We start from the raw sequence: 26467 nt of genomic DNA, 5'->3' as shown, positions 1-26467 counted from the left end.
TTACACCCCCATAAGCGAGGTTCCATGACGTCCTCCCCCATGGCGCCAGGCGGGGAGGTCTACCGCGTCACGACGCTGGAGCTCTTCTTCGATCTGGTCTTCGTCTTCACGCTGATCCAGCTCAGCCACGTCCTGGTCGACGAGCTGACCCCGCTCGGGTTCTTCCGGATCGTGCTGATGTTCGGCGTCCTGTGGTGGATGTACGGCGGGTACGCGTGGCTGACCAACACCCTCGCTCCGACCACGACGGCGCGGCGGCTGATCATCCTGGTCGGGATGGGCGGCTTCCTCATGGTCGCGATCGCCACCCCGACGACGTTCGAGGACGGCGGGGTCGTGTGGGGGCTCGGCTACCTGGTCCTCGTCCTGGCGCACGCGACGCTGTACGCGCAGGACAACAAGCACATTCTGCGCGTTCTGCCGGCGAACCTCCTCGCGGCCGCGCTCATCATCGTCGCCGGTCTGCTCACCCCCGGGCCGGCGGTCTACGCGTTGTGGACGGCAGCGCTCATCGTGCCGATCGCCCAGCCCTACATCGTCCCGGCGGGCGGGCTGTTCACCATCCGGCCCGCGCACATCGTCGAGCGGCATGGGCTACTCGTCATGATCACGATTGGTGAGTCGATCATCTCCGCGGGGTCGGGCGCCGTGAACGCCCATCTCGACGCCGGTCTGGTCGTCGCGGTACTGCTCGGGCTGGCGCTGGCGGCGGCGATCTGGTGGAGCTACTTCACCGGCGACGACGCGCGTGCCGAGGAGTCGCTGGCCGCCGCCGACGACGTCCACCGGACGCAGATGACGATGTTCGGCTACTTCTATGCGCACATGCCGATGATCATCGGTGTGATCGTCATAGCGGCCGGGATGAAGAAGGCCGTCGGGCACGCCTGGGACCACCTTTCCGTCGGGCCCGCGCTGGCCCTCGCGGGCGGGGTCGCGCTCTACCTGGCGGGAAATGCCGCGTTCCGCGGGATCATGCGGATCGGGCCGTCGCGCGCCCGGCTCGGCGGCGCGGCGGCCGCGCTCGCGGCCGCCCCGGTCGGGCTGTGGGTGGCCGCCGCCGAGATCGCCGGGCTGGTGCTGGTGATCGTCGCGGTGCTCGTCCTGGAAGCGCGAGTGCCCCGGGCGGACGCGGTGGCGCCCGGCCTGGGACAATCGTCGGGTGATTGAGCGCTACACCCTTCCGGAGATGGGACGCGTCTGGAGTGACGCGCACAAGTACGAGCTGTGGTGCCAGGTGGAGGTCCTCGTCGTCGAGGCCCACGCCGAGGCCGGCACGATCCCGCCGGAGGTGGTGGAGCCGGTTCGCAAGGCGCCGCCGCCGACGCCGGAGGCGGTGCACGCGATCGAGGCGGTCACGCAGCATGACGTGATCGCCTTTCTGTCCGCGTGGGCGGACAACACCGAGCCCCGCGAGGCCGCCCGGTACGTCCACTTCGGCATGACGTCGTCCGACCTGCTCGACACGGCGTTGGCGCTGCAGCTGGTCGAGGCCACCGACATCCTGCTGGAGAAGGCGGACGCGCTCGTCGGGACGCTGCGCGACCACGCTCTCGCGCACCGGGGGACGCTGCGGGTCGGGCGGACGCACGGCATCCACGGCGAGCCGGACGTGTGGGGGCACCGCGTCGCCGACTTCGCGTTCGCGATGGCCCGGTCGCGGGACCGGCTGCGGCGCGCCCGGGAGGCCGTCGGGGTGATGGCGATCTCCGGTGCGGTCGGGACGTACTCCAACATCGACCCGGCCGTCGAGCTGCATGTGGCGCGGAAGCTGGGCCTGCAGAGCGCGGACGTGTCGACGCAGGTCGTGATGCGGGACGGCATCAGCGAGTGGGTCTCGTCCCTGGCGATCATGGCGACGGTGTGCGAGGCGATCGCGCTGGAGGTCAGGCACGGCCAGCGCACCGAGGTCCGGGAGCTGTGGGAGCCGTTCGGCAAGGGCCAGAAGGGCTCGTCGGCGATGCCGCACAAGAAGAACCCGATCATCTCGGAGCGGCTGGCGGGGATGGCGCGGATCGTGCGTGCGCAGATCGTCCCGGTTCTGGAGGGCATCCCGCTGTGGCACGAGCGCGACATCTCGCATTCGTCCACGGAGCGGATCGCGCTGCCGGACGCGTCCGTCGCCCTCGACTACATGCTGAATCTGACGAACCGCCTCATGTCCGGACTCGTCGTGGACGAGGCGCAGATGAGGGCCAACCTGGAGTCGACCGGCGGCCTGATCTACACCTCGACCGTGCTGCTGGAGCTGGTCGAGGCGGGCATGTCGCGCGACGACGAGGCGTACCCGCTCGTCCAGAAGGCCGCGATGGAGACGTGGGAGAGCGGCACGCCGTTCCGCGAGACGCTGCGCAAGCACGCGACGGAGGCGGACCTGGCGCTCGACGAGGCGCGCCTGGACGAAGTGTGCCGTCCGGAGCGTTTCGTCGAACGCCTGGGCCCGGTCTTCGGCCGCCTGGCGCAACTCCGATGACTCCTCCACCGGCCCGGCGGGAGGGGCCTTGACCGCGACCCTGATCGAGCTGAACACCTACCCGCTCAAGAGCGGCGGCGGAACCTCGCTGGAGAGCGCCGAGCTGACCGCCACGGGTCTGCCGCTCGACCGCGAGTTCATGCTCGTCACCCCCGAGGGCCGTTTCCTGTCGCAGCGGGATCTCGCGGAGATGGCGCTGATGCGGCCGTCCTACGACGGCGAGATCCTCACGGTGGACGTCCCGGACGCCGCACCGCTCGTCCACAAGGCCGCGGGCGACGGCGAGGTCCTGGACGTGGTCGTCCAGCGGAAGGAATGCCAGGGCGTCGACCAGGGCGACGAGGCGGCCGCGTGGTTCTCGTCGCTGCTCGGCCAGGACTGCCGGCTCGTGCGCTTCACCGGCCACCGGCCCACGTCGCGGGGCGGCGGCGAGGTGATGTTCGCCGACGGCTACCCGCTGCTGCTCATCTCCGCCGAATCCCTCGCCGACCTCAACGCGCGCCTGGACGTGCCGCTGCCGATGAACCGGTTCCGGCCGAGCCTCGTCATCGAGGGCCTCGGCGCGTTCGCCGAGGACACCGCGCGTCTCCTGCGCGTCGGCGAGACCGTCATCGAGGCGGTCAAGCCGTGCAGCCGCTGCGTCATCACCACCACCGACCAGGAGACCGCCGAACGCGGCCGTGAGCCGCTGCGGACGCTCGCCGCCTATCGCAGCCGCGACCGCGGCATCCAGTTCGGCCAGAACTGCGTGCCCCGCACGCTCGGCACCCTCGCGCTCGGCGACCCGGTCGAGGTCCTGGAAGCACGCTGAGTCAGCCGACGACCTGGTCGGTGTCGTTGCCGTAGCGGTCCTTGATGACGGTCGGGACGATCTCCACGGTGAGGCCGGGAAGCGAGGCGACGGCGCTGCTGCCCGCCACGGGACGCAGAACGGCCGTGAGGTCGTCCAGGGCGGTCAGCGGGACGTGCACGTCCAGGACGCCCTCCCGCGGCTCCTCGACGGCGTAGGCGTCGGCGGGACGGAACGTGAGCCTGGCGTCGTCGGCCTCCAGGATCAGATCGCGCCCGAACGGGAGCCGCCCGCGGAGCGAGTCCGCGACATGCGGGGCCTGGTGCGCGCCGATCCGCAGCGTCGTCGATCCGGCGGCGCGCTCCCACTCCACCTTGGGGATGTGCAGCAGGCCGCCGCTGGAACCGTCCCGCGCGCTGCCCTCCTCGACGGCCCGGGCGACGTCGGGGCGGGCCATCAGCGACGGCCGGTCGATGTCGGTGACGAACAGCGGCAGGTGCGGCGCGAGGATCTTCATCAGCTCGTCGGCGTTCCACTGGCGCAGCGCCTCGTACTCGTCCTCGGCCAGCCCGACGACCTGGAGGAAGAGGACCCGGCCGTGCGGCGTCGAGATCTCGCCGAGCTCGGGGTCGGCGATGAACGTGACCGCGCGGATCTGCGAGTCGTGCCGGTCGGCGTTGATCGGCCCGTTGGCGTTCATGTGGTGGCCGGGCTCGAACCAGTTGCCCGACTTGAACACGTACCGGCCGAGGTTCTGCAGCAGGTTCGGCGCCCACATCGGCGGCGCCTCGTCCGCCGGGTCACGGGCGACACGGAAGGTGAACTCGAAACCCCAGCCCGACTCTTCCGGGTTCTGGGACTCCTTCGTGTACAGCTCGCTCATGCCGTACGAGACGAAATGCCAGTGCGGGACGGGATCCGTACGGGGGTAGGCGCTGATGCCGTCGAGCGGGTCGGAGCCCCCCAGCGACCATTTGAGGATCGTTGCCAGGTGGAGCGGATTCGCGTCCCCGTAGAGGGGGCGCAGGGCGTTGTCGATGGCGTCCCATCCGGGTGATTCGTCCATGGATGATCACCATAGACTTGACCGCGGACACCGCGCCGACACTTCGCTCACCTTGTAATTTTCCCGTAGGAGGCGAACCTTCGGGGTACTTCGGGTGTCTCAACGAACAGAACCGACGCCACGGTGGCGCGGGCCGGACATCACACACCCGGGCCGATGGTTTACTGGGGTCGCGTTGGCGCAGAGGGGGACACCGTTCGGCGCGCTCGGCCCTCGTGCTCCCACTTGCAGGTACGTAACCGGCATCCGAGAAGGAGTATGGCGGCATGAGCATGGGCCACGAGGTTCGCTATCGCGTGCGCGGCGGCAGGCAGCTGCACGGCACGGTTTTCGTCCAGGGGGCCAAGAACGCCGTCCTGCCGATGATCGGCGCCTCGCTGATGGCCTCCAAGGGACGGACCGTCCTGCGCAACGTCCCGATCATCGAGGACGTACGGCGGGCGGTGGAGCTCGCGCGGGCCATCGGGGCGAAGGCCGAGCTGCACGAGACCGAGCGCACCCTCGTGATCGACGCGTCGTCGCTGAGCAGCCCGGTGCTGCCCGCGGAGATCGCCTCCCGGTTCCGCGGCTCGTTCCTGTTCGTCCCCGCGCTGCTGCACCGGCTCGGCGAGGCGGTCATCGAGGGCGTAGGCGGCTGCAATCTCGGCAGCCGCAACCTCGACTTCCACTACAACGGCTTCAAGCGGATGGGCGCCACGGTCACCGAGCACGTGGCCGACAACGGCGACGGCATCATCCACATCAAGGCCGGCGACCTGCGCGGCGGAACGCTCTACTGCGACACCCCGTCGCACACCGGCACCGAGAACCTGATCATGGCGGCGGCGCTGGCGTCCGGCACCACGCTGATCAAGAACGCGGCGCTGGAGCCCGAGGTCCTGGACAACATCGCGATCCTGCAGGCGATGGGAGCCAGGATCAGCGGCGGCGGCACCGGGTTCGTCACCGTCGAGGGCGTGGACGAGCTGACCGCCGTCGAGCACACCGTGATGCCCGACCGGATCGACGCCGGCGTGTTCGTGATGGCCGCCGCGATCACCGGCGGCGACCTCAGCCTCGTCGGCGCCAGCCTGGAGCATCTCGGCGTCGCCGCCGACAAGCTGGAGCAGATGGGCGTGGAGTTCCACCAGCAGGGCGCGGTGCTCCAGGTCCGCCGCGAACGGACGCTGCGTCCGATCAACGTCATCACCGACGAGTACCCGGGCTTCGCCACCGACCTGCAGTCGCCGATCATGGCGCTGTCCTGCCTGGCCGACGGCCCGTCCTACGTCTACGAGCGGATCTTCGACGGCCGGTTCAAGCTGGCGGACGAACTCGGCAAGATGGGCGCCGACATCGAGGTGGACGGCAACCGCGCCAAGGTGAACGGGCCGCGGGCCCTGCGCGGCGCCGAGGTCGAGGCACACGACCTGCGGTGCGGCAGCGCCCTCGTCCTGGCGGGCCTCGCGGCCGAGGGCGAGACGACGATCACCTCGGCCTACTACCTGGACCGCGGTCACGCGCACACCGCCGAGCGCCTGTCCCAGCTCGGCGCCGAGATCGTCCGCGAGGCCGACTAGGCGACGGCGGCCGTCCGGGGCGGTGTGGTCCGTCCGGGGCGGGGTGGTCCGGCCGATTGTGGCCCCGTCCTGACCAACTCCGGAGTGGCATCTGACGGGCACTGTTACGCCGAACCCCGAAAGTGGTTCAGCAATGTGTGACGAGTCGACTACGGGCCGCTGGGCCGCTTTGCCCGCCTGCCCGCCTGCCCGCCTGCGATCACCCGCTGAGCTGGGCAGAAAACAGCTGGAACGGTCCGCTTCGGCCGGGCCGTAACCCGGTAAAAAATCACCGGCCTCGATCATCGGAGCCGAAAGGCCGGATCGCTCGTCCTTCCAGGAGGGCTGACAGCGGGGCGGACAAGTTTCGGCCCGCGTGTAAACCAAACGGACGCCCCAGGGGTCTTTCCAGTGCGCGACGGCGTCAGGAGAGGCCCCCAGACGTGTTTTCGGGTCTTGTTTTTCAACTTCGGACGCCCGAAGATGCAGGATCAAGGCTGGCCGAATGGTGACAAATTACTGACCAGGGGGTCCCGTAGGTTACTTTTTCGCCGCACTCTTGATTCGATTCCGCGTCTGGGCGTCACACATCGCCGCCTTGACCCGATCTGCTAGCAGAAGGGGCTCCGGGTGAGTGGGGCTGCAGGAGGAGGTTCTCTTCCGCTTCTGGGTGGCGGTGGGGGGCTGCGGGAAGGCGAATCGCACGGGAACTGCGGTGCCGGGTCAGAAGGCAGGGCGACAAGCCATGAGTCAACCGTTGGGCGGAGCGTGCGCGAACGCGTGGTCGGGGTCGGACCCCCGCCGAGAGGACGGACCGGAAGCGAGCGATCATCGATGACGGCCGCACGAACGGGGTCGGTGAGCCCCGACCTCACGATCGGTGTCGTAGGCCCGCATGACCTGGTCGAAAGGGTCATGCTCATGGGCCACGGCCCCACACCTGTACCGAGCCGGCTGGTCGCTGCCGCCTACCGAGACGAACAGGAGGCGGCCGACAAGGTCGTGCGCCTGGGCTCGGGCGTGGACGTGTGCCTGTTCGCCAGCCCAGTCCCCTACGACTTCGCACGCAAGGCGGGCGTGCTCACCATGCCCGCGACGTACGTCCCGCTGAACGGCGCCGCCCTGCAGGGCGCGCTGCTGCGGGCCTCACTCGACGAACGCTTCGACCCGGCCAGGGTGAGCATCGACGTGCTCGGCCGCGCCGAGGTCGAGGAGGCGTACTCCGAGATCAGCCTGGGCACCGAGCAGGTGCATCTGCGCGAAGAGGCGGCGGGCCCCGGCACGCTCGCCGCCTTCCACGAGCGGCTGTGGCGGCGCGGCGCGACGACGGTCGCGATGACCTGCGTGCACGCCACCGCGGAGCGGATGGAGATGGCCGGCGTGCCGACCCTCCGCGTCCGCCCCACCGGCGCGGCCATCCGAAGCTCCCTGCAGACGGCGGCGCTGCTCGGCGCCCACCACCGGCTGGAGGAGTCGCAGCTCGTCGTGGTGCTGGTGGACGTGCCGACGCTGCGCGAGACACCGCGCCGCGTCACCCCGCGCTACTGGCGGGACGAACTGAAGCTCGCACTGCACCGGGTGCTGCTTCAGGAGGCGCACCGGATGAACGCGTCGGTGTGGCCGCTGGACGACCACAGCTACCTCGTCATCGCGACGCGCGGCTCGGTCACCGCGTCCACCGAGGGGTTCCGGACGCCTCCGTTCGTCGAACGCGTCCGCGAGGAACTCGGCCTCGCGATCGAGGTCGGCATCGGCATGGGACGCACCGCGCACGAGGCGGAGAACCATGCCCGGGCGGCGCTGGCCCGCTCGCAGACCTCCCAGCGGGCACAGGGCTTCGCCCTGGACCGCGACGGCCGGGCCCTCGTCCCCGCGCCGCGCACACCGCCGCGCACACCGCCGCAGGCCAAGCCCAAGGGCCTGGAGATCCTCGCACGCCTCGCCGACAAGCTCGGCGACCAGGAGCAGCCTCTGATCGTGGACGCGGAGAACGCCGGCAAGATGCTCGGCGTCACCCCCCGCACCGCCCGCCGCCTCCTGCGTACCCTCGTCGAGGAGGGCCTGGCCTGGCCACTGCCCCCGAACCGGACCCCGCAACCCGGCCGCCCCCGCCAGCTCTACCGCCTCATCGTCGAGAAGCTGGGGCCCGCGAAGACCAGCTGACAGGCCGTCAGAGCCCCCGGACGCGTACACCGGTCCGGGGGCGGGGCGGGCCTCAGTTCCGGTAGGGGACGCTCTTGGCCACGGCCAGGAAGGCGTCGTTCTCCTCGGGGGAGCCGATGGAGACTCGGGCGCCCTCACCGTCGAACGGGCGGACGCTCACTCCCTGGGCGTCGCAGGCTCCGGAGAACTCCATCGTCCGGTCGCCGAGGCGCAGCCAGACGAAGTTGGCCTCCGTCGGCGGGACCGTCCAGCCGGCCGCGAGGAGGGCGCCGCGAACGCGGTCGCGTTCCTTCACCGTCCCCTCGACGCGCTCCAGCAGCTCGTCCGTCGCCTTCAGCGACGCGATGCCCGCCGCCTGCGCGACGGAGTTCACGCTGAACGGCAGGAACGTCTTGCGGATCGTGCCGGCCACCAGCGGGTGCGCCACGAGGAACCCGATGCGCAGACCGGCGAGCCCGTACGCCTTGGAGAACGTCCGCAGGATCACCAGGTTCGGGCGGTCGCCGTACAGCGTGAGCCCGTCGGGAACCTCGTCGTCGCGGATGTACTCGCGGTACGCCTCGTCCAGCACGACCAGGCAGTCGGCGGGGACGCGGTCCAGGAACGCCTCCAGTTCCGCGCGGCGGACGACGGTGCCCGTCGGGTTGTTCGGGTTGCAGACGAAGATCAGCCGCGTCCGGTCGGTGATCGCGTCGGCCATCGCGGCGAGGTCGTGCGTCTCGTCCCGCAGCGGCACCTGGACGCCCGTCGCGCCCGACAGCGACACCAGCAGCGGGTACGCCTCGAACGACCGCCACGCGTACACGACCTCGGCGCCCGGCTCGGCGACGGCCTCCAGGAGCATCTGGGTCACCCCGACCGAGCCGCAGCCCACCGCGACATGGTCGGCGGGGACGCCGCAGAACGACGCGATCGCCTCGGTCAGCGCGGTGGCGTTGTTGTCGGGATAGCGGTTGACGTTGCGCGCCGCCTCGCCGATCGCGTCCACGACCGACGGGAGCGGCCCGTGCGGCGACTCGTTCGACGACAGCTTGAACGAGCGGCCCTCGGGCGACACCACGACCTTGCCGGGCTTGTAAGCCACGAACCGGTCGAGGACGGAGCGGAAGCGCGGAGTGGTTGCCTCGGACACCGTTGTCCTCCAGTTGCACAGGGGTATTGCGCCCAGCCTACGCAGCGCCCCTCATCACGCGGTACGCCGCATCATCCAGCAAACCGCCACGATGCGGACGAACTCCCAGTCGTGCGTGTCGTCCGGCCACCAGCCCCGATGGAACGCGTCCTCGGCGAATCTCCGCAGATACCCCATCAGCTCTTTCTCGCCGGGATGCCCGAGTTCCTCCCGGAGGCTGGCGACATGCTGGTCGACGGCCGCCGCAAGGCCCGGGGAACCGGCCATCTCGGCGACGCCGGCCTCGCCGATGTCCCTGACGAGCAGGCCGAGCACTTCGGGGGAGTCACCGTCCATAGGGTGCGAAACTAGCAACCGTCCCGCGACGGCGTGAAATCACCCCTGGTCAAGGAACCCGGGGACGCAGCATCGGCGGACGCAGCTGCTCCGCGTCGCCGCGCCTGTACAGCCGTGCGGGGCGGCCGCCGTCCCGCGTCGTCGTCCGCTCGGTGGGGATCAGGAACCTGTCCGCGCCGGTGACCTTCCGGTGGAAGTTCCGCGGGTCCAGGCTCGTCCCCCACACGATCTCGTAGACGCGGCGCAGCTCCGCGACGGTGAACTCGGGCGGGCAGAACGCGGCGGCCAGCGATGTGTACTCCAGCTTGGCGCGCGCCCGCTCCATCCCGTCGCACAGGATCCGCCGGTGGTCGAACGCCGCCCGGTCATGGTGGACGAGATCGTCCACGGCCGTCCACAGCACCTGCGCGCGGCTCGACGCGGGCAGATCCGGCGCTAGCCCCAGGTAGGCGACGCTGACCACCCGCTGCCGGGGGTCACGGTCGGGATACCCGTAGGTGGCGAGCTGCTCCAGGTGGATCCGCACGTCCGCGAGACCCGCCCGCTCCGCCATCAGCCGGGACGCCGCGGCCGGCAGATCCTCGTCGAGCTGGATGAACCCGCCCGGCAGCGACCACGCTCCCTCGTACGGCGCCCGGTCACGCCGCCACCGCAACGCGCACAGACGCTGCTCCCGCACGGTGAGCACGACAAGGTCGACGGAAACGGCAAGCCGCGGCACGGACATGAGAACGAACCTAGCCCGAGTGGCCCACCGCTAGCGCCCGGACCGCCACACCGTCCGCAAAGATCACGAAGGCCCGGCCGGATTCCGGCCGGGCCTCGCGCTCGCGACGGAACGTCAGTCCTCCTTGGGGGCTTCCACGGGGACGGGGGGAGCTGCCGGGGCGGAGCCGTTCTGGCCGGCGTGCCCGTTCTGGGCGTTCAGGTTGCCGAGGAGCTGGCGGGCGACGCCGAGGCCGGTGCCGCCCAGCGTGAGGGCCTTGGCGAGCATGTCCTCGATGCCCTGGGCGCCGTTGAGCACGACCATGTTGTCGACGTTGCCGAACACGCCGGCGCCCGCCTCGACGATCTGCGGCCACTGCTCGGCGAGCTGCTGGGCGATGACGGCGTCGGTGTTCTCGGCCAGCGCCACCGCGCGGGCCTTGATCGCCTCGGCCTCGGCGAGGCCCTTCTGGCGGGTCGCGTCGGCTTCGGCCTCACCGAGGAGCCGGATGGCCTCCGACTCCCGCTGCGCCTTCAGCTGGACCTCGGTCGCCGCGGCCTGGGCGTAGGAGATGCGCTCCTCGCGCTCCGCCTCGGCCAGCTTGACCTGCTCGTACGCCTTGGCGTCCGCGGGCTTGCGGATCTCGCTCTCCAGCCGCTTCTCGGTGCGCTCGGCCTCCAGCTCGGCGTTGCGGGTCTCCTTGAGGATGACCTCCTGGCGGGCCTGCTGCGCGGCCTGCTGCACCTGGCCCTCGTACTCGGCCTTCTTCATCTCGGTGTCGCGGATGACGGCGGCGTTCTGCCGCTCGGTCTCCTGCTCGCGCTCGGTGGCCTCCTGGTTGCGCTCGGCCTCGGCGATGCGGGCGGCGGCGGCGACCTTGGCGGCGTGCGGACGGCCGAGGTTGGTGATGTAGTCCGTCTCGTCGTCGATCTCCTGGATCTGCAGTGAGTCGACGACCAGGCCGAGCTTGCTCATCTCGTCGGCGGCGGAACTGCGGGTCTCGCTGGTGAGACGCTCGCGGTTGAGGATGAGGTCCTCGACGGTGAGGTTGCCGATGATGGAGCGCAGGTGGCCGGTGAACAGCTCGTGGATCGCGCCGTCCATCGAGGCCTGCTGCTCCAGGAAGCGCCGGGCCGCGTTCGCGATCGAGACCAGGTCGTCCCCGACCTTGTAGATGACCACGCCGCGGACCTTGACCGGGATGCCCTGCTGCGTCACGCAGCTCACCTCGAGGTTGGCGGCACGGCTGTCGAGCTGCAGCCGCCGGGACACCTGGAAGCCGGGCAGGACGGCCGTCCCCTTGCCCGTCACGATCTTGAATCCGAGGCTGTCCATGCCGTCGATCGGCTTGGACCTGGCGCCGAGCCCGGAAATGATCAGCGCCTCGTTCGGCTCGGCGACCCGCCAGACCAGTTTGAACAAGATGATCAGCAAGATGACGGCGACGACGGCTGCGATGGCCACGGCGAGCACGGGCATACGGCCTCCTCTTCATTTATGGGGCTGCCGCGCCCCTTCAGGGCGGGCGCCGCAGAGTTTCCCAGTAGACGCGGGAAACGGGCGTTCGGTTCATCACTGGCCTAGAGCGGCCGCCACGTACACCGTGCGGGGCGGCTGATACTCGACCACGATGACGATCACGCCGACACCGAACTCGTCGCGGGGGTCCACGGGATGGGCGTAGAACGCCTCCACCCCGCCGCGGATCGGGATCATCACCTCCCCGACCAGCCCCGGCCCGATCTTGCCGGTCACCCGGCCCTCTCTGCCGATCAAATGCACCCCCACGCTGGACTGGAATGCTCGAAGCCGCGCTCCGCGCACGTAAAGCGAACGTTAGCCCCTGGATGAGACGGATAGCGACCCACGTCCCCCGGCCGTGGACTACGGGAGGATGCGGTCGGCCTGGGCGAGGGTGTCGCGGGCTAGGCGTTCGGCTTCTGTACGGGTGGCCTGGGGGCCGTAGACGGTGAGGGTCGCCAGGTAGTGGCGGCCTCGGAAGACCACGTACCAGGTCCGGGTCTTGGTGTTTCCGGTGGTGGTGACGACGCCGACGGTGCGGGAGCCTTCGCCTATGTCGCCCTTCGGTGACTCCACCACGCGGTGCTGTGACCATTGGGAGCCGACCTTGGTGCGGAACTTCAGGCAGCCGGCGGGGATGCGGGCGTTGACCTGCTTTTCGGCGTCGGCGGCCGGCATGCCCATCAGGGTCTCGGTGACGGTCTGCCCGCGTTTGGCGAAGGTGACGAGCGCCGCGGGGACGTCGCCGGGCACCGCGCCGCCGGGGCGGCCCGTCCCGCAGCGGGGTTTGTCCAGTTCGGCGGCGCGCTGGAGCCTGGTGGCGTTCTGGATGGCCGTGAGCGTGCCGTAGGAGCCCGAGTCGGGCTCTCCGGCCTTCTGGTAGCCGGGGACCTCGGTGAGGAGGGCCTGGGCGAGCTGGTCGGAGGTGTAGCCGACGCCGGCCACCTCGGCGGGGGCGGTGCCGTTGACGGGGCGGGCGCGTTCTCCGGCGCCGCCGCATGCGGACACCGCGGCGGCCGTCGACAGCAGCATGATCGGGAGGAGCCTGTGCGCCATGGCGGTGACCTTACGGCGCAGAGGGTGCGAGTCGCCCCGGACGACACGCGTTCGGGGCGAACCGGGCCCGAACATCCGGGCCGGCTCAGCTCTGCTCGGCTCGTTCGTTGTACTCGGCGGCGTAGTCCTGGCCGGACAGCTTCTGGATCGTCTCGACGATCTCGTCGGTGATGGCGCGGCGGGCCTTGGCGGGCGGCAGGTCGCCGTAGTGGGAGAAGTCCATCGGGGGGCCGATCCGCACGGTGGGGCGGGGGCCGAAGACGCGCGGCAGGGACGCGCCGAGCGGCTGGATCTTCTCGGTGCCCTCCAGCGCGACGGGCAGGACGCGGGCGCCGGACTCCAGGACCAGCCAGCCGACGCCGGTGCGGCCGCGGTACAGCCGTCCGTCGGGGGAGCGGGTGCCCTCCGGGTAGATCGCGAAGGCGCCGGCGTTGTCGAGGACCTCGGCGGCCTGCTCCAGCGCGCCCATCGCGGCGCGCCGGGCGCCGCGCCGGACCGGGACGTGGCCGAGGTTGGTGAGGAACCAGCGGACGAAGCGCTTCTTGAGCCCGCCGCCCTCGAAGTAGTCCGCCTTGGCGATGTAGGTGACCGGCCGCGGCACCGCCAGGGGGATGATGAAGCTGTCGATGAACGACAGGTGGTTGCTGGCCACGATGAGCGGCCCGTAACTCGGCACGTTCTCCCCGCCCACGACCCGCGGACGGAAAAGCAGCCAGAGGATCGGACGCACCACGCGCGTCATGAACGTGTAGAACATCCAGCCTCCCGAATTCGCCACCGACACTGTAACGTCTGCGCCGATCCGGGCCCGAGTCAGCGCCCGCCTTTCCGTCCGCCGGTCGGGTCAGGAATTGCCCATCCGCAGGTCAAGGCTGGCCTGGCCGCCCTTATCCGCCATTTCTTACCGTATAGTAAGTTTCTGTCCGGTAAGTTATTGGCCCGTTTCCGGGAGGTCCGGGACGCGCCCGGACGGTCCGGACGATCCGTCGGGTAGGGTCTAGAGCGGAGACCGGACGGCCGTCTCGGGCAGGTTACGGTCCGGGGCACCGCCGGGCGACCTGGTCCTTTTCCCGGGAAGTGCTTGGAATGCGGGCACGGGTGCGCAATCCTGAGGAGTCACCTGAGATGGCCGGGTACCACCGGATGGGGCGTGAGGTGACCATGGACTTCGACATCAACCTGATGCGCGACGACCGGTGCACTCTCGTGCGCGTGCACGGAGACATCGACGTGGTGTCCCGCGCCCGCTTCGAGGAGACCCTGTTCGAGGTCGTGGACTCGGGCGAACCCCTCGTCGTCGACATGCGCGAGGTCACGTTCTGCGACTCGACCGGCCTGAACGCGCTCGTCGCCGCCAACCGCCGCGCCGGTGAGCGCGGCACGTCCGTCGCCCTCGTCGCGCTGCCGCCGCGCGTCCAGCGGGTCTTCCGCATCACCGGGATCGACAAGTTCATCCCGATCTACGACACGCTCCGCGAAGCCATCGTCGCCCTCCCCACCACCACCAGGCCCTGACTCAGGTACAGCCCTCGAACTGGGGGACGTGGGTGTTCAGTTTCAGGCCCGAGTCACCGAACCACTTCGTCAGCAGGCGCGCGGCAGTGCCGTCCTGGTACATGCCGGTGATGGCGCGGTTGACGGCCTCGCAGCCCTTCAGGTCGCCCTTCTTGAGGCCGACGCCGTACTTCTCGTCCGTGAACGGCGCGTTGATCATGCGGCCGGGGCGGCCGGCGGCGAACCCGGCGAGGATCAGGTCGTCGGTCGACACGGCGTCGAGTCTCCCGGCGGCGAGCGCGTCCATGCAGGCCCCGTAGGTGCCGACGGTGACCGGCTTCGCGGCGACCTTGCGCTCCTCGATGACGCGGCGCCAGGAGTTGGAGCCGGTCACCTCGCAGATCCGCTTGCCCTTCAGGTCCCGCACGTCGTTGATGGACGCGGCGTCCGCGCGGACGAAGGTGTCCTGGTGCGCGACGTAGTACGGGCCGGCGAAGGTCACCTTCATCTTGCGCCGCGCCGTGATCGAGTACGTCGCGACGATCATGTCGACGGTGCCGTCGGCCAGCGCCTCCTCCCGGACCGACGAGTTCGTCGTCCGGAACGTGACGCGGTCCTCCGGGACGCCCAGCTTGCCCGCGATGTAGGTGGCGACGTCGACGTCGAAGCCCTCGTACGTGCCGTCCGGGCGTTTCACGCCGAGGGCGGGCTGGTCCTCCTTCACGCCGATGACGAGGGAGTCCTTGCCGGCGACGGTCTCCTCCTCGGCGCCGCCGAGGCCGCAGGCCGACAGCGCTGCCGCGGCGGCCAGGAACGCGGCGGCCGCGGCGATGGCACGGGTGGCGCGCATGCTCGTCTCCCTTTTCAGCGGAACTCGGCCAGCCGGGGGCGGACCCCCGCGAGGATCAGCAGGGCGATGACGGCGGCGCCGCCCGCCGGGACGGCGTCCCAGCCGCGCAGCCCGCCGTCGGCGTCGTCGATCGCCTCGTCGAACGCGTCCTGGTGGACGGCCGTCAGCTCGCTCAGCGCCTTGTCGTAGGCGCCGAAGTCGTTGATCGCGTTGGACGTCCGGCCCATCCGCACGTCGACGGCCCCGGCCCGGTTTCCGGCCGCCGCGAGCTGCCGCATCCGCGCGTCGTTGCGCTGGACGGCCCGGTACGCCTGGAGCGTCTTCTGCAGTGCGTCCGCCTCGCGGCCCGGTTCCACCGTGCGCGCCTCGTCGCCGAAGAAGCCGAGGAACGGGACGTCGTCCTGGCCGGACTTGAAGGAGCCGAGCGTCCCCTCGAGCCCCGCGTAGTAGTTCTCCAGGTTCACCGGCTTGTCCCCGAGGTCCGGGTAGATCACCGACAGCGACTTGTCGAGGTAGGTCTGCTCGTAGGTGTCGGCGCGTCCCGGGTCGAGGAGGTAGCGGCTTTCGTCGGCGAACGCGCTGTGGCTGATCGCGCGGGCCCGGGACAGCTGCAGGATCGAGTCGAAGCCGTCCTCCTTGGCCTTCCGCATGTGCCCGGCATGGGCCGTCAGGAGGCCCACGCCCACGGCGGTGAGGGCCAGCGTGGCGAGCGTCGCCAGCACCAGCGGGACGTTCAGGACGCGGCGGAACGTCCGTCCGAGGTAGAGCTGGGTGGCGATCAGGAACAGCAGCACGATCAGGCCGGTCACGGCGACCCACGTGCGTCCCGCCAGCACCGCCGAGCGTTTCGTCTCGTACTGCTGCCGGACCTGCGCGCCCGTGTCGAGCGTGATGTTGTACGCCTTGGGCAGGAGCTGGAGCTTCATCAGGTCGGTCGCCTGCCGGTAGGCGTCGACGACCTCCTGCGGCAGCTCGCCCGGCGGATGGTCGGCCTGCGCGTCGAGTTCCATGGCGCGCCCGACGAGCCGCTCGTACTTGCCGAGGCCGTCCAGCACCTCCTGGACGGTGCGCCGCAGCGCCGGGTCGCGGCCGGCGAGCTGCGCGGCCTGCACCGCGGCCGCGTCGGCCTCCGCGCGGCGCCGCTCGTACACCTTCAGCGACTCGTCGTAGCCGATGCCGAGGTCGTGGTCGCGGCCGATGAGCAGGATGTTGGAGACCTGCGCGTCCATGTCGCTGAGCGCGAAGTACAGGGTGCCGGTCGCGACGACCTGCGGGCCCGCGTCCCTGCCGATCGTCTGGACGGAGTCGCGCGCGTTCCCGATCGCCAGGGTCAGGACGGCCAGCAGTGCCAGGATGGCGGCCAGGCACAGCACCACGTGGATGCCGACGCGGCCCGGGATCGTCCGGAGCCAGCGTCCGCGCACGAACGTCCGCAGGCGTCCCGCGCGGGGCCGCACGGTGTCCGCCGGCGGCCTGGACGCCGGGGAGGGCGGGCCGGCCGATGGACTTCGGGGCGGAGTCATCGTCATGGCGGGCCTTCCTGCAGGGACAGCGTGATCGTCGTCCAGGCGCCGACGTGGATGCGGTCGCCGTCGGCCATCCGCACCGGCGTGTTCACCCCGATCGGGTCCGCTCCGCCGTTCACCGTGGTGCCGTTGGTCGAACCGGGGTCGACCAGGTTCCAGGTTCCGTCCGGCTGGGCGAGCAGGACGGCGTGCAGGTGCGAGACGCCGGGGTCCTCGGGGGGTGCGCTCAGGTCGATCTCCGGGAGGAGCGCGCGGGACGTGCTGCGCCGCCCGATCCGGACCTGGTCGCCGATCAGCGGGACGCGGCGCTCCGGGCTGTACGGCGGGAACGTCAGCCCCGCCGCGTCCGGCCCCATCTGCGCGATCACCGTGTCGAAGTAGGCGCGGTCGGCGGCGATCAGCGCCGATGGGCCGGGCGGGGAGAGCCGCGGGCTGCTCGTCCGCTGCGACGGCACCAGCGGCCTCGGCCGGGGGGCGGGCGGCTGGGCGGTGCGGAGGGCGCCGGTCTCGAAGTCGTACCCGTCGACCTCGCAGAAACGTCCGGAGCGGGGCGTGCCGCAGTGCGGGCATGCCGGGGAGGCGGCCTTGTCCGGCCCCGCGTCCGGCCCCGCGTCCGGCCCCGCGTCCGGCCCTTCCTCCACGTCCGCCTTCGGCGCGGGGGCGGGTACGGGTGCGGGCGCGGCGAACTCGGCGCGCTGCGCGCCGTCCATGAGATCGCCGCACACGTCGCAGTAGTCGGCGGCCTCGGACGTGTGCCCGCTCGGGCAGACCGGCATGAGCCTCAGCCTCCTCCTCGCGCCTCGTCGCCGTGGCGGGTCCGCACAGTCCGCACGGAACGGGTGTCGAGCGACATCTCGTCCGCCTTGGACACCTCCCGCTTCAGCCGTACCGTGCCGCGCACCGGGTCGATGACGTCGACGACCCGGTCCAGCAGGCCGGAGATCTGCTCGTTGCCGACCTCCCGCGCCAGGACGACCGCCCGCCCGAGCCTGGTCGTCGCGGTGTCCTCGTCGCCCTCCCGCCTCGCCTCCAGGCCCTCCTGGATGGCGTCGGCCAGTTCCGACTGCCCGGTGTGGTGGGCGACCCGCCCGTTGATCCGCGTCGACCTGGCCTCGTCGTCGGTCCACTCGGCCAGGACGTTCCCGGACGCGAGGACCTCGTCACCGGCGATGAGCTTCACCCACGCGGCCCGCATCTGCCGCCCCACATCGCCGGGCTCGACCTCCACGCACACGTGGTACTCGCGGTTCTCGTCGCCCCACGCGCCCAGCGGATAGTCGGCCGTCTGCTTCCCGGACTCGACGCGCCTGCCGGTCAGATCCTCCACGGTGGGCACCATCTGCTTGACGAACCGCAGTTCCGCCTGCTGCGGCGTCCACACGCGCAGCGACACGTCCGCGACCTCCTTGCTCATCGCGGTCTGCGTCATCGCGAGGAAGTCGGCCTCCAGGTCCGCCGGGTCGGGGACGTCGAGGAACCCGCCCAGCAGCGCGGAGGTGATCTTGCGGACCTCGGCGACGTCCCAGTCGGTGCCGACGCCGCGCGCGTCGCACTGGAAGTGCCCCGAGCACTGCTCCAGCGCCGCGCCCAGATCCTCGGCCGACTCGTGCTGGTTCTTGCCGTCGGTCAGCAGAATCGTGTGCTTGACGGCGTCCTCGTAGCCGGTGAACAGCCGGTCGGCGAGCCGCAGCCACGACCCGATCGCCGTCCCGCCGGCCGCCTCCAGCCGTCCCACCGCCTGCGCGGCGCTCCGCCGGGACGTGTCGTTGGCCTCGGCGAGCCGCTCCCCCTGCGGGTAGATCATGCGGGGCTGGTTCGCGCCCGCGACGACGGCGAACCGCACCCCGTCGCGCAGCACGTTCACCGCGGCCCGCGCCGCCCGTTTCGCGGCGGCCATCTTGCCCCGGTAGGACATCGACCCCGAGGTGTCGATGATGATGATCTCCGCCGCGGGCGCCCGCCCGGTGCCCGTACCCCCGCCGCCACCGCCGGACGAGCGCGCCTCCACGGTCACGATCGCGTGCATCTCCCGTCCGCCGTCCGGGAGGTAGGGGTTCTGGTCCACGCGGACCGTGAACTCGGGGAAATCGCTCATCTGCCCGGCTCCCTGCTCGGTTCTGGCGGCGGACAGGGGAGCACCGCCACCGTGACGTTGTCGTGCCCGCCCGCGTCGAGCGCCGCCCGCAGCAGCCGCCGCGCCACGCCGAGCGGCCCGTCCGGCCCGCTTGGCCCGTTCGGCCCGCCCGGCCCGTCCGCGCCGCCCAGTGCCACGGCCGCGAGGTCGGCGGCCTCGGGCAGGTCGTTCCACAGCCCGTCGCTGCAGAGCACCACGAAGCCCGGGGCGGCGGGCCGGAACGCCGCGAGCCGCGGCTCGGCCGCGCCCGCGTCCGCGCCCAGCCATGCCGTCAGCAGATGCGCCCGCCGGTCCGCCCACGCGTCCGCCGCGCCCATCTCACCGCGCTCGACCATCTGCGCCGCCCACGAGTCGTCCCGCGTGAGCGGCCACGAGCCGGCGGCCGACAGCCAGTACGCCCGGCTGTCCCCGATCCACCCGATGGTGACGTCCGGCCCGTCGACGACGGCCGAGACGAACGTGCACGCGGGCGCGGACTCGGGGTTCTTGGCGAGCCCCGTCACGACCTCGCCCGCCCGCGCCGCCGCGCCGCGGGTGGCGTCCCGCGGGTCCATGCCCAGCGAGACGCGTCCCGCCAGGACGGCGGCCGCGGCATCGGCGGCCACCCGCGACGCCTCCTCCGACCCCGGCGCGCTCGCGACGCCGTCGCACACCACCGCGCACGCACCGGCGGGCAGCGCCGCGAGCGCGAACGCGTCCTCGTTCCGGCCGCGCCGCAGCCCGAGGTCGCTCACCGCCGCCGCGAACCCGCCCAGCTCCGCCTCGACGTGCTCCCGCCCGCTCGGCTGCCGGAACCCGCACTGCTCGCAGTACCCGTCCGTCCCGACGGCCCCGTCCCCGCAATCCGTGCACACGCCCTTCCCGGCCGCATGCCCGGCCTCAGGGTCCGCTGCGAGCGCGGCGCCTGCGCCGGGCGCGGAGTCCGGGGGCACCGTGGTCTCGGGGGGCGGGGACCAGTCGCCGGTCGTCGGGTCGGGGCGGCCGCATCTCTCGCAGAAGCGGTCGTCCTCGTGGACGGGCTCGCCGCAGGTTCGGCAGAGCCCGATGTGGGTGTGCTGGTCCGCGTTCATCGTCAGAACAGCGTCCTCGGGCGTATCGCGTTGGCCCGTTTGACCATCGCGTGCCGGTGCTCGGTGCCGTCCGCGAGCTTGGCGAGGACGCGGTAGGTCTCCTCCAGCTTCGCGCGCAGGGACGCCTCGTCCAGGTCGGTGCCGAGGATCTGCATGCGGGAGCCCGGCGGCGCCGGGGTGCGGTCGGCGCGGACCCAGGTCAGGGCGGCCTCCAGCACCTCGGCGGCGAACGCGGCGGTGCGCTCGGTGTCGAGGCGCAGGGACGACAGGCGCCGGCCGGCCTCGACGAGCGTGGCGGCGTTCAGCTCACCGGGGCGGCGGCCCCGGACGGCGGTGGCGATGGCGGCGAGCTGCGCGGCGAGGTAGTGGCTGGAGACGCGGGGGACCGAATCCAGCACGCGTTCGGCGGCCTGCCGGTCACCGGCGGCGATACGGGCGCGGGCCAGCCCGAACACGGCGCTCACGTGGGTGGGGTCGGTGCGCCAGACCGTCTCGTAGAAGCGGTCGGCGTTCGCCATGTCGCCCAGGATCTCGTGGCAGAAGGCGAGCGCCAGCTTCGGCGCCTGCTCACCCGGCGCGAGGTCGTACAGGTCGTTGAAGACGGCGGCGGCCTCCGCGCCGCGCCCGCCCGCGAGGGCGCGGACACCGCGGTACCAGTCGACGCGCCAGTCGTCGGGGGCCTCGGCGGCGATCTCCTCGATGAGCCGCCGGGCGCCGTCCAGGTCGTCCAGCTCGATCCGGACCCGGACCAGCGCGAGCCGGACCTCCCGGGACGCGACCGGCGCGGCGCTCAGCGCGGCCGCCAGGTCGCCCGGGTCGCGGGCGGTGAGCCCGGCCAGGAACGCGGCGGCCGCGTCCGAGCCGTACACCAGCGGGACGGGCAGCGCCGCCGCGGCGGCCGGCGGCTCCAGCGGCGCGAGGATGGGCGGGGCGGCGCCGTTCACCCGGTCGCCGCCCCGGTCGGCCAACCCGATGATCTCGGCGCCGGCGGTGTGCTGCTCGGCGCCGAACAGCGGCGACGGCGCGGGCCGCGGGCGCCCGTCCTCGGCCGACAGCACCTCGCGCAGGACGCCGGTGAGCTGCTCGGCCATCTCGGCGGCGCTCTGGAAGCGGCGGGCCGGGTCCGGGTGCGTGGCGCGGCGCAGCAGCCGGTGGTACGACTCGTGCCGCTGGAACAGCGGTACCTCTTCGCGGGGCGGCAGGCTCCGCAGATGCCGTCCGGTGTAGCCGCGGAACGGGAAGCTCAGCACCGCCAGCGTCCGGCCCACGGTGTACAGGTCGGACGTGACCGACGGGCCCTGCGAGCCGATCTCGGGGGCCTGGTAGCCGGGGGTACCGAAGATCGGGCTGTCGATGTCGAACGCGCGGCGCACCCCGCCGAGGTCGATCAGCTTGAGCTGCTCCTCGGACTGGATCGCGTTGTCCGGCTTGAAGTCGCAGTACAGCAGGCCGACGCCGTGCAGGTAGCCGAGGGCGCTCAGCACCTCGAGCCCGTACGCGATCACCTGGGGGAGCGGGAGCGCCGCCTGGTCGCCGTGGTCCTGGCGGGTGCTGAGCAGGATGTCCTTCAGCGACCGGCCGCCGACGTACTCCATCACGATGTAGCCGGAGTCGTCATGCCGGACGAAGTTGTAGATCTTGACGATGTTGGGGTGCTCGACCTCGGCGAGGAACGCGCGCTCGGCGGTCGCGGCGGCCAGCGAGTCGGCGTCCCCGGTGTCCAGCAGGCCCTTGAGGACGACCCACCGTTCGCTGACGTTGTGGTCGCGGGCCAGGTAGACCCAGCCGAGCCCGCCGTGCGCGAGGCAGCCGAGCACCTCGTACTGGCCGCCGAGCACCTCGCCGGCGCGCAGCTTCGGCGTGAACGAGAACGGGTGCCCGCAGTTGCGGCAGAACCCCTCGGTACGGCCCGGGCGCCCGCCCCGGCTCCGCCCGACCTTCTCGTCGCACCGGCTGCAGTAGCGCCGGTTCTCCGGCACCTCCGGCGTCTCCATGATCGCGGAGGCGGGGTCGCGGGCGGGGACGGGCGGCACCTCGACGAGCCCGGCGCCGAGCATCCCGCGCCTGCTGGCGCCGCTGGAGCCCGTCCCCCGGGTGCCGCCGCGCGACGCCGTCCGCCCGGACCCGACCGTGCCCCGTCCGCTGCCCGCCGTGCCGGCGGACGCCGAGCCGGGGCCGCTCGGGTGCGACGGGGCGGACGGACCGGACGAGGCGGACGGACCGGACGAGCCTGACGAACCCGGCTGCCTGGTGGTCGGGGGCGCGGCCGGCGTCCGCGTCGTCACCGCGGCACCCGGCCGAGGCGGCACGGCGGGGGCCGGCGGGGTCGGCGGGGCCGGGTAGGGACCGGACGGCGCGGACGGCCGCGCGGGCGGCGCCGACCGGGCGGGCTGCGGAGCCGGGGCGCCGGGCCGCGGCGCCTGCGGAGGCCGCACGGGCTGCGACGTCTGCACAGGCTGCGCCGCGGGCTGTGCCGGTTGCGCGGGCTGCGCCGGTTGGGCGGCCGGGGCGGGCGCGGGGGCCGCGACCGGGGCCATCCCGCAGACGTCGCAGAAGCCGTCGGCCTCCACCTCGCCGGTGCAGCCGGGCTGGGTGCATCGGTTCATCGCCGGGTCCCCGTCTCGCTCTCGCACGCCCTGATCGCTCGCTGGTACTCCCCGAGCACCATGGTCGCCCTCCGCAGGTCGCAGGGCGCCGTCCACAGCACATCACGGGCCTCCCCGTACAGCGCGGTGAGCCGCTCGTCCTCGACCAGGCCCAGCCGTGCGGCCTTGGCCAGGTACGCCTCCAGGCGTCCGCGCAGCTCGCTCCGCCGGTCGAGCAGGCCGGCACTGAGACGCAGATCACCGCGCGCCCGTTCCAGCGCCTCGACGGCGGCGCGTTCGAGCTCGGCGAACCGTCCGGCCATCTCCACCCACCGGCCCGCCTCGCGGAGCCGCTCCAGGGCCGTGAGCCGGTCGCGGAGCGCGATGCCCAGCCCCCGCGACGGTTCGGGAAGATTCGGCGAAAGGATCTTGATGAGGGCCATCGCGTGCGCCTCGCAGGCACGCTGCTCCGTCCGCTCGATCTCCTCGATGGACGCGGTGACCCGCGCGACGTGGTCCGCGTAGTCGTCGCGCATCCGGGCGACACCGGCCAGCTCGTCGTCCAGCGAGGTCAGGGCGCCGCGGACGCGGTCGAGGCGGCCGGTGTCGGCGCGGCCGTCCCGGACGAGCGACAGCGGGTCGGTGCGGATGACGCGGCCGAGCGCGGTCAGCTCACGCCCGACCCGGTCCAGCTCGGGATGCCGGGTGCCGTCGAGGGAGTGCGCCAGCCGGGCCGTCTCCCGCCAGCCCTCCTCCACCTCTTCGAGCGGCAGCAGCAGCGCCGTCCAGGCCGCGTCGGCGGCGGCGACCTCGCCCGCGACGGACTCGTACGCGCCGCACATCATCGCGACCGCGTCGTTCAGCGTCACCCGCCGCTCCTGCGGGCCGAGCAGCGTGCGGTCGCGCAGCGGGGTCTCCCCGCCGGGCAGTTCGACCGACGTTCCCGACAGCAGCCCGGACAGCTCGACCAGCGTCGCCATGTCGGGACGCGACGACCGTCCGCGCAGCTCCGACGCGGTGTCCAGGACGCGCTGGTAGGCGTCGAACAGCGCCCACAGCCCCGCCATGACGGCCTTCGCCTCCTCCCAGCGGCGCCACGTCTCGCCGGTGAGGCGGGCGCCCTCCAGAAGCCGGCTGCCGTCGTGGCCGTCGAGTTCGAGAAGCGACGCCGAGATGCGGTCGCGCTCCCGCCGGAGGGTCCGCAGGGCATGGTCGACGCCTTCACGACTCATGGGCGCGGCGGCCCCGGCCCCGCTCTGGTCCAACGTCTGCCCCGCGATCGCTCTCCTATGGTCCCCCCGAGCATGCCCGGCGCACCGGTCTGGGAGCGCGGACCGGTCCACTATCGGACGTACGCTCTCATACAAGTGTGATCCGTGACACTAGCCGAAACAAGCGTCTTTCTCCCGCGGACGGGCCACACCGGGCGCGTCCGGCCGGGACCGTCCGGCCGCCGACCCGTACCCTGTGGACCGGGAACCTCGTTGTCATAGGTGACGTTACGAGAGGTAGCACGTCTACGAGAGGAGTGGTGAGTCCGCAGTGCCGGACCCCAGTCATAGACCCGGTGCCCCATGCTGACCGCGGTGCTGGGGGTGCTGGCGGTGATCCTTCTCACCGCCGCCACCGGATACTTCGTCGCCCAGGAGTTCGCCTACGTCGCCGCTGACCGCGCGACTCTGGAACAGGCCGCCGAACGTGGCGACATTCCCGCGAAACGGGCACTGAAGGTCATCGGCAGGGTTTCGTTCATGCTGTCGGGCGCGCAGCTCGGCATCACGATGACGACCCTGGTCGTCGGCTTCATCGCCAAACCCGCCCTCGCAGAGCTGATCCAGCCGCTGCTGGAGGTCGCGGGAGTCCCCATGGGCGCGACGGGCGCGATCGCGCTCGCCACCGGATTCGTCCTGGCGACGCTCATCCAGATGCTGCTGGGCGAGCTGTTCCCCAAGAACCTCGCGCTCGCGCGCGCCGAGTCGCTGGCGCGCGCGCTGGCCGCGTCCACCCTGATCTACCTGACGATCGCGGGGCCGCTGATCCGGCTGTTCGACAGTTCCGCCGAGCGCCTGCTGCGCGCCGTCGGCGTCGAGCCCGTCGAGGAGCTGCACAGCGGCGCGACGCTTGAGGAGCTCGGCGACATCATCGGCAAGTCGCACAGTTCCGGGCACCTGCCCGCCGACCTGTCCGGCCTGCTGGACCGGGCGCTGTCGTTCGGCGACCTCACGGCCGACGAGGTCATGGTGCCCAGGCCGCAGGTCCGGACGCTGCCGGCCACCGCGCCCGTCGCCGACCTCGTCGCGCTGATCCGCGAGACCGGGCACAGCGCCTACCCCGTCTACGGCCAGGAGGTCGACGACGTGATCGGCGTCGCGGGCGTCCGCGAGGTCGCCGACGACACCCTCGACCCCGCCACCCCCGTCGGCCGCGTCGCGCGGCCGGCGCTGCTCGTCCCCGGCAGCCAGCCGCTGTACGGGGTGATCGAGCACATGCGCGACTCCGGCGAGGAGTTCGCCTGCGTCGTCGACGAGTACGGCGGCCTCGCCGGCATCCTCACCTTCGAGGACGTCGCCGAGGAGCTCGTCGGGGAGATCGCGGACGAGACCGACGCGCAGGAGGAGATTCCGACCTCCGGGCCCGACGGGTCCTGGCTCGTCGACGCGGGCATGCGCATCGACGAGGTCGGCCGGCTGACCAAGCTCGACCTGCCCGAGGGCGACGCCTACGACACCCTCGGGGGGCTGGTCATGGCGGAGCTGCGCCGGCTGCCGTCCCCCGGGGACCGCCTCACCGTCGACGTGGAGGCCGGCTCGGTCGAGCTGGAGGTCGTGAGCGTGGCCCGCCGCGTCGCCGAGAAGATCCTGATCAAGGCGCCGTCGGCCGTCCCGGCGGAACGCCCGCGGGGCTCCGCCGAGCCGTCCGAGCCGTCCGAGGCGTCCGAGGTGCCGGCTCCGGCTGCCGCCGCCGAGGACGACACGGTCCCGTCCGGTTCGGAGGCGTCGTGGACCCGCTGACCACGCTGCTGATCACCGTTCTGCTGCTGGTCGGGAACGGGTTCTTCGTCGCTGCCGAGTTCGCGCTGGTCGCGGCGAACCGCCCCCAGCTCGAACGCGCCGCCGCCACGGGCAGCCGGCCCGCCGTCGCCGCGCTCGCCGGCGTCCGGGAACTGTCGCTGATGCTCGCCGGCGCCCAGTTCGGCATCACGATGTGCTCGCTGGGCCTCGCGATCGTCACCGAGCCCGCGTTCGAGCACCTCCTGGAACCGCCGCTGCACGCGCTCGGCGTCCCCGACGCCGGGACGAAGGCCATCGCGCTCGGCACCGCCCTCGCCGTCGTCACGTTCCTGCACATGGTCATCGGGGAGATGGCGCCGAAGTCGTGGGCGATCACGCACCCGGAACGCTCGGCGCTGATCCTCGCGCTGCCGTTCCGCGCGTTCGCGAAGGTGTCCAGGCCGATCCTGTCGGCGCTGAACTCGACGACGAACGCGCTGCTGCGGCTCTTCCGCGTCACGCCGAAGGACGAGCTGGACAGCCACACCGACCCGGCCCGGCTCAGCCACCTGGTCGGCGAGTCCCGCCGCCTCGGCCTCATCGGACGCCGTGACCACGAGCTGCTCCGCCGGGCGATCTCGGCGCGGGAGGCCACCGTCGGGCATCTGGTGGTGCCGGCGACGTCCGTGACCGCGATCGGCGCGGACGCGACCGCGGCGCAGATCCGCCGGACCGCCACCGCCAGTGGCCACAACCGGCTGCTCGTCCGCGACCGCGACGGCGCGATGACCGGGATCGTGCACGTCCGGGCGGCCATCACCGAACCGGACGGCGAACGCCGCGCGGACGAGATGGCCCACCCGGCGACCGTCCTCACGGCGGAGACGACGGTCCTGGACGCGGTCAGCCGCATGCGCCGCGCCCGGGCCCCGCTCGCCGTCATCAACGACGAGCGGGGCGAGTTCGCGGGCATCGTCACGCTGGACGACCTCCTGGCGGAGCTTCTGGCCACGAACCCGCACTGACGCACGCCGCGC

The 26467-nt window shown here is 72.1% G+C and carries 23 protein-coding genes; 8 read left to right on the top strand and 15 right to left on the bottom strand.

Annotation, left to right across the window (positions count from 1 at the left end):
* Window positions 1–24 precede the first annotated feature (24 nt).
* The 3 genes from ACGFIS_RS32380 to ACGFIS_RS32370 are packed head-to-tail and all read left to right on the top strand — an operon-like array spanning window position 25 to window position 3284.
* Window positions 25–1170, top strand: coding sequence for a low temperature requirement protein A (locus ACGFIS_RS32380; protein ID WP_392903198.1), 1146 nt, complete (start codon window positions 25–27; stop codon window positions 1168–1170).
* The gene (gene purB / locus ACGFIS_RS32375; RefSeq protein ID WP_392903196.1) at window positions 1163–2473 is read left to right on the top strand and encodes an adenylosuccinate lyase; all 1311 of its coding nucleotides are present in this window, start codon (window positions 1163–1165) and stop codon (window positions 2471–2473) included. Before ACGFIS_RS32380 ends, purB begins: the two co-directional genes overlap by 8 nt.
* Window positions 2474–2501: 28 nt before the next feature.
* The gene (locus ACGFIS_RS32370) at window positions 2502–3284 is read left to right on the top strand and encodes an MOSC domain-containing protein (protein ID WP_392903195.1); all 783 of its coding nucleotides are present in this window, start codon (window positions 2502–2504) and stop codon (window positions 3282–3284) included.
* A 1-nt stretch (window position 3285) separates the two neighbouring features.
* Here the strand turns inward: ACGFIS_RS32370 and ACGFIS_RS32365 are convergent, their stop codons facing one another.
* Entirely contained in the window at window positions 3286–4329 is a 1044-nt protein-coding gene (locus tag ACGFIS_RS32365) for a suppressor of fused domain protein (protein ID WP_392903193.1), read from the bottom strand.
* A gap of 272 nt (window positions 4330–4601) precedes the next feature.
* Here ACGFIS_RS32365 and murA point away from each other — a divergent pair, with 272 nt between their 5' ends.
* Complete coding sequence (murA, locus tag ACGFIS_RS32360) at window positions 4602–5888, top strand: UDP-N-acetylglucosamine 1-carboxyvinyltransferase (RefSeq protein WP_392904038.1); 1287 nt, start codon at window positions 4602–4604, stop codon at window positions 5886–5888.
* Window positions 5889–6701: 813 nt separating this feature from the next.
* Window positions 6702–8030 carry a transcriptional regulator gene (locus ACGFIS_RS32355; RefSeq protein ID WP_392903189.1) on the top strand — a complete coding sequence of 443 codons (1329 nt, stop codon included), beginning with the start codon at window positions 6702–6704 and terminating at the stop codon, window positions 8028–8030.
* Between the two features lie 52 nt (window positions 8031–8082).
* Here ACGFIS_RS32355 and hisC read toward each other — a convergent pair whose 3' ends face one another.
* The 7 genes from hisC to ACGFIS_RS32320 form a co-directional block, all read right to left on the bottom strand.
* A complete protein-coding gene (gene hisC, locus ACGFIS_RS32350; RefSeq protein ID WP_392903186.1) occupies window positions 8083–9162 on the bottom strand; it encodes a histidinol-phosphate transaminase in 1080 nt (359 codons plus the stop codon).
* Between the two features lie 54 nt (window positions 9163–9216).
* Complete coding sequence (locus tag ACGFIS_RS32345; protein ID WP_392903183.1) at window positions 9217–9498, bottom strand: DUF6401 family natural product biosynthesis protein; 282 nt, start codon at window positions 9496–9498, stop codon at window positions 9217–9219.
* Between the two features lie 49 nt (window positions 9499–9547).
* The gene (locus ACGFIS_RS32340; protein WP_392903180.1) at window positions 9548–10225 is read right to left on the bottom strand and encodes an NUDIX domain-containing protein; all 678 of its coding nucleotides are present in this window, start codon (window positions 10223–10225) and stop codon (window positions 9548–9550) included.
* A gap of 114 nt (window positions 10226–10339) precedes the next feature.
* Entirely contained in the window at window positions 10340–11683 is a 1344-nt protein-coding gene (locus tag ACGFIS_RS32335; RefSeq protein WP_392903176.1) for an SPFH domain-containing protein, read from the bottom strand.
* A gap of 93 nt (window positions 11684–11776) precedes the next feature.
* On the bottom strand, window positions 11777–11959 hold the full coding sequence (locus tag ACGFIS_RS32330; protein WP_392903172.1) for a hypothetical protein: 183 nt from the start codon (window positions 11957–11959) through the stop codon (window positions 11777–11779).
* Between the two features lie 129 nt (window positions 11960–12088).
* Window positions 12089–12781, bottom strand: coding sequence for a hypothetical protein (locus tag ACGFIS_RS32325; RefSeq protein WP_392903169.1), 693 nt, complete (start codon window positions 12779–12781; stop codon window positions 12089–12091).
* Window positions 12782–12866: 85 nt separating this feature from the next.
* Window positions 12867–13538 (bottom strand): lysophospholipid acyltransferase family protein, encoded by a 672-nt coding sequence (locus tag ACGFIS_RS32320; protein WP_392903166.1) that lies wholly within the window; start codon window positions 13536–13538, stop codon window positions 12867–12869.
* A gap of 368 nt (window positions 13539–13906) precedes the next feature.
* On the opposite strand from ACGFIS_RS32320, the gene ACGFIS_RS32315 reads away from it, so the two are divergent.
* The gene (locus ACGFIS_RS32315; protein WP_392903163.1) at window positions 13907–14296 is read left to right on the top strand and encodes an STAS domain-containing protein; all 390 of its coding nucleotides are present in this window, start codon (window positions 13907–13909) and stop codon (window positions 14294–14296) included.
* A gap of 1 nt (window position 14297) precedes the next feature.
* Here the strand turns inward: ACGFIS_RS32315 and ACGFIS_RS32310 are convergent, their stop codons facing one another.
* The 7 genes from ACGFIS_RS32310 to ACGFIS_RS32280 are packed head-to-tail and all read right to left on the bottom strand — an operon-like array spanning window position 14298 to window position 23672.
* Window positions 14298–15125, bottom strand: a complete 828-nt coding sequence (locus ACGFIS_RS32310) for a glutamate ABC transporter substrate-binding protein (RefSeq protein ID WP_392903160.1) — start codon at window positions 15123–15125, stop codon at window positions 14298–14300.
* Window positions 15126–15139: 14 nt separating this feature from the next.
* A complete protein-coding gene (locus tag ACGFIS_RS32305) occupies window positions 15140–16654 on the bottom strand; it encodes a hypothetical protein (RefSeq protein ID WP_392973489.1) in 1515 nt (504 codons plus the stop codon).
* Window positions 16651–17427, bottom strand: a complete 777-nt coding sequence (locus tag ACGFIS_RS32300; protein WP_392973488.1) for an FHA domain-containing protein — start codon at window positions 17425–17427, stop codon at window positions 16651–16653. The genes ACGFIS_RS32305 and ACGFIS_RS32300 overlap by 4 nt, the downstream gene beginning before the upstream one ends.
* Window positions 17428–17432: 5 nt before the next feature.
* Window positions 17433–18746 carry a VWA domain-containing protein gene (locus ACGFIS_RS32295; protein ID WP_392903152.1) on the bottom strand — a complete coding sequence of 438 codons (1314 nt, stop codon included), beginning with the start codon at window positions 18744–18746 and terminating at the stop codon, window positions 17433–17435.
* Entirely contained in the window at window positions 18743–19855 is a 1113-nt protein-coding gene (locus ACGFIS_RS32290; RefSeq protein ID WP_392903149.1) for a protein phosphatase 2C domain-containing protein, read from the bottom strand. Before ACGFIS_RS32290 ends, ACGFIS_RS32295 begins: the two co-directional genes overlap by 4 nt.
* A gap of 2 nt (window positions 19856–19857) precedes the next feature.
* Complete coding sequence (locus ACGFIS_RS32285; RefSeq protein ID WP_392903146.1) at window positions 19858–22461, bottom strand: tetratricopeptide repeat protein; 2604 nt, start codon at window positions 22459–22461, stop codon at window positions 19858–19860.
* Complete coding sequence (locus tag ACGFIS_RS32280) at window positions 22458–23672, bottom strand: hypothetical protein (RefSeq protein WP_392973486.1); 1215 nt, start codon at window positions 23670–23672, stop codon at window positions 22458–22460. The genes ACGFIS_RS32285 and ACGFIS_RS32280 overlap by 4 nt, the downstream gene beginning before the upstream one ends.
* A 342-nt stretch (window positions 23673–24014) precedes the next feature.
* Between ACGFIS_RS32280 and ACGFIS_RS32275 the strand changes: the two genes are divergently transcribed.
* Window positions 24015–25451 carry a hemolysin family protein gene (locus tag ACGFIS_RS32275; protein ID WP_392903140.1) on the top strand — a complete coding sequence of 479 codons (1437 nt, stop codon included), beginning with the start codon at window positions 24015–24017 and terminating at the stop codon, window positions 25449–25451.
* Entirely contained in the window at window positions 25439–26455 is a 1017-nt protein-coding gene (locus ACGFIS_RS32270; protein ID WP_392903137.1) for a hemolysin family protein, read from the top strand. Before ACGFIS_RS32275 ends, ACGFIS_RS32270 begins: the two co-directional genes overlap by 13 nt.
* The last annotated feature ends 12 nt before the right edge of the window (window positions 26456–26467 follow it).

The sequence above is a fragment of the Spirillospora sp. NPDC048824 genome (assembly GCF_043198455.1).
GTDB lineage: Bacteria > Actinomycetota > Actinomycetes > Streptosporangiales > Streptosporangiaceae > Spirillospora.
The sequence above is the reverse complement of the archived record's forward strand: the minus strand, read 5'-3'. Positions and strand labels throughout refer to the sequence as shown.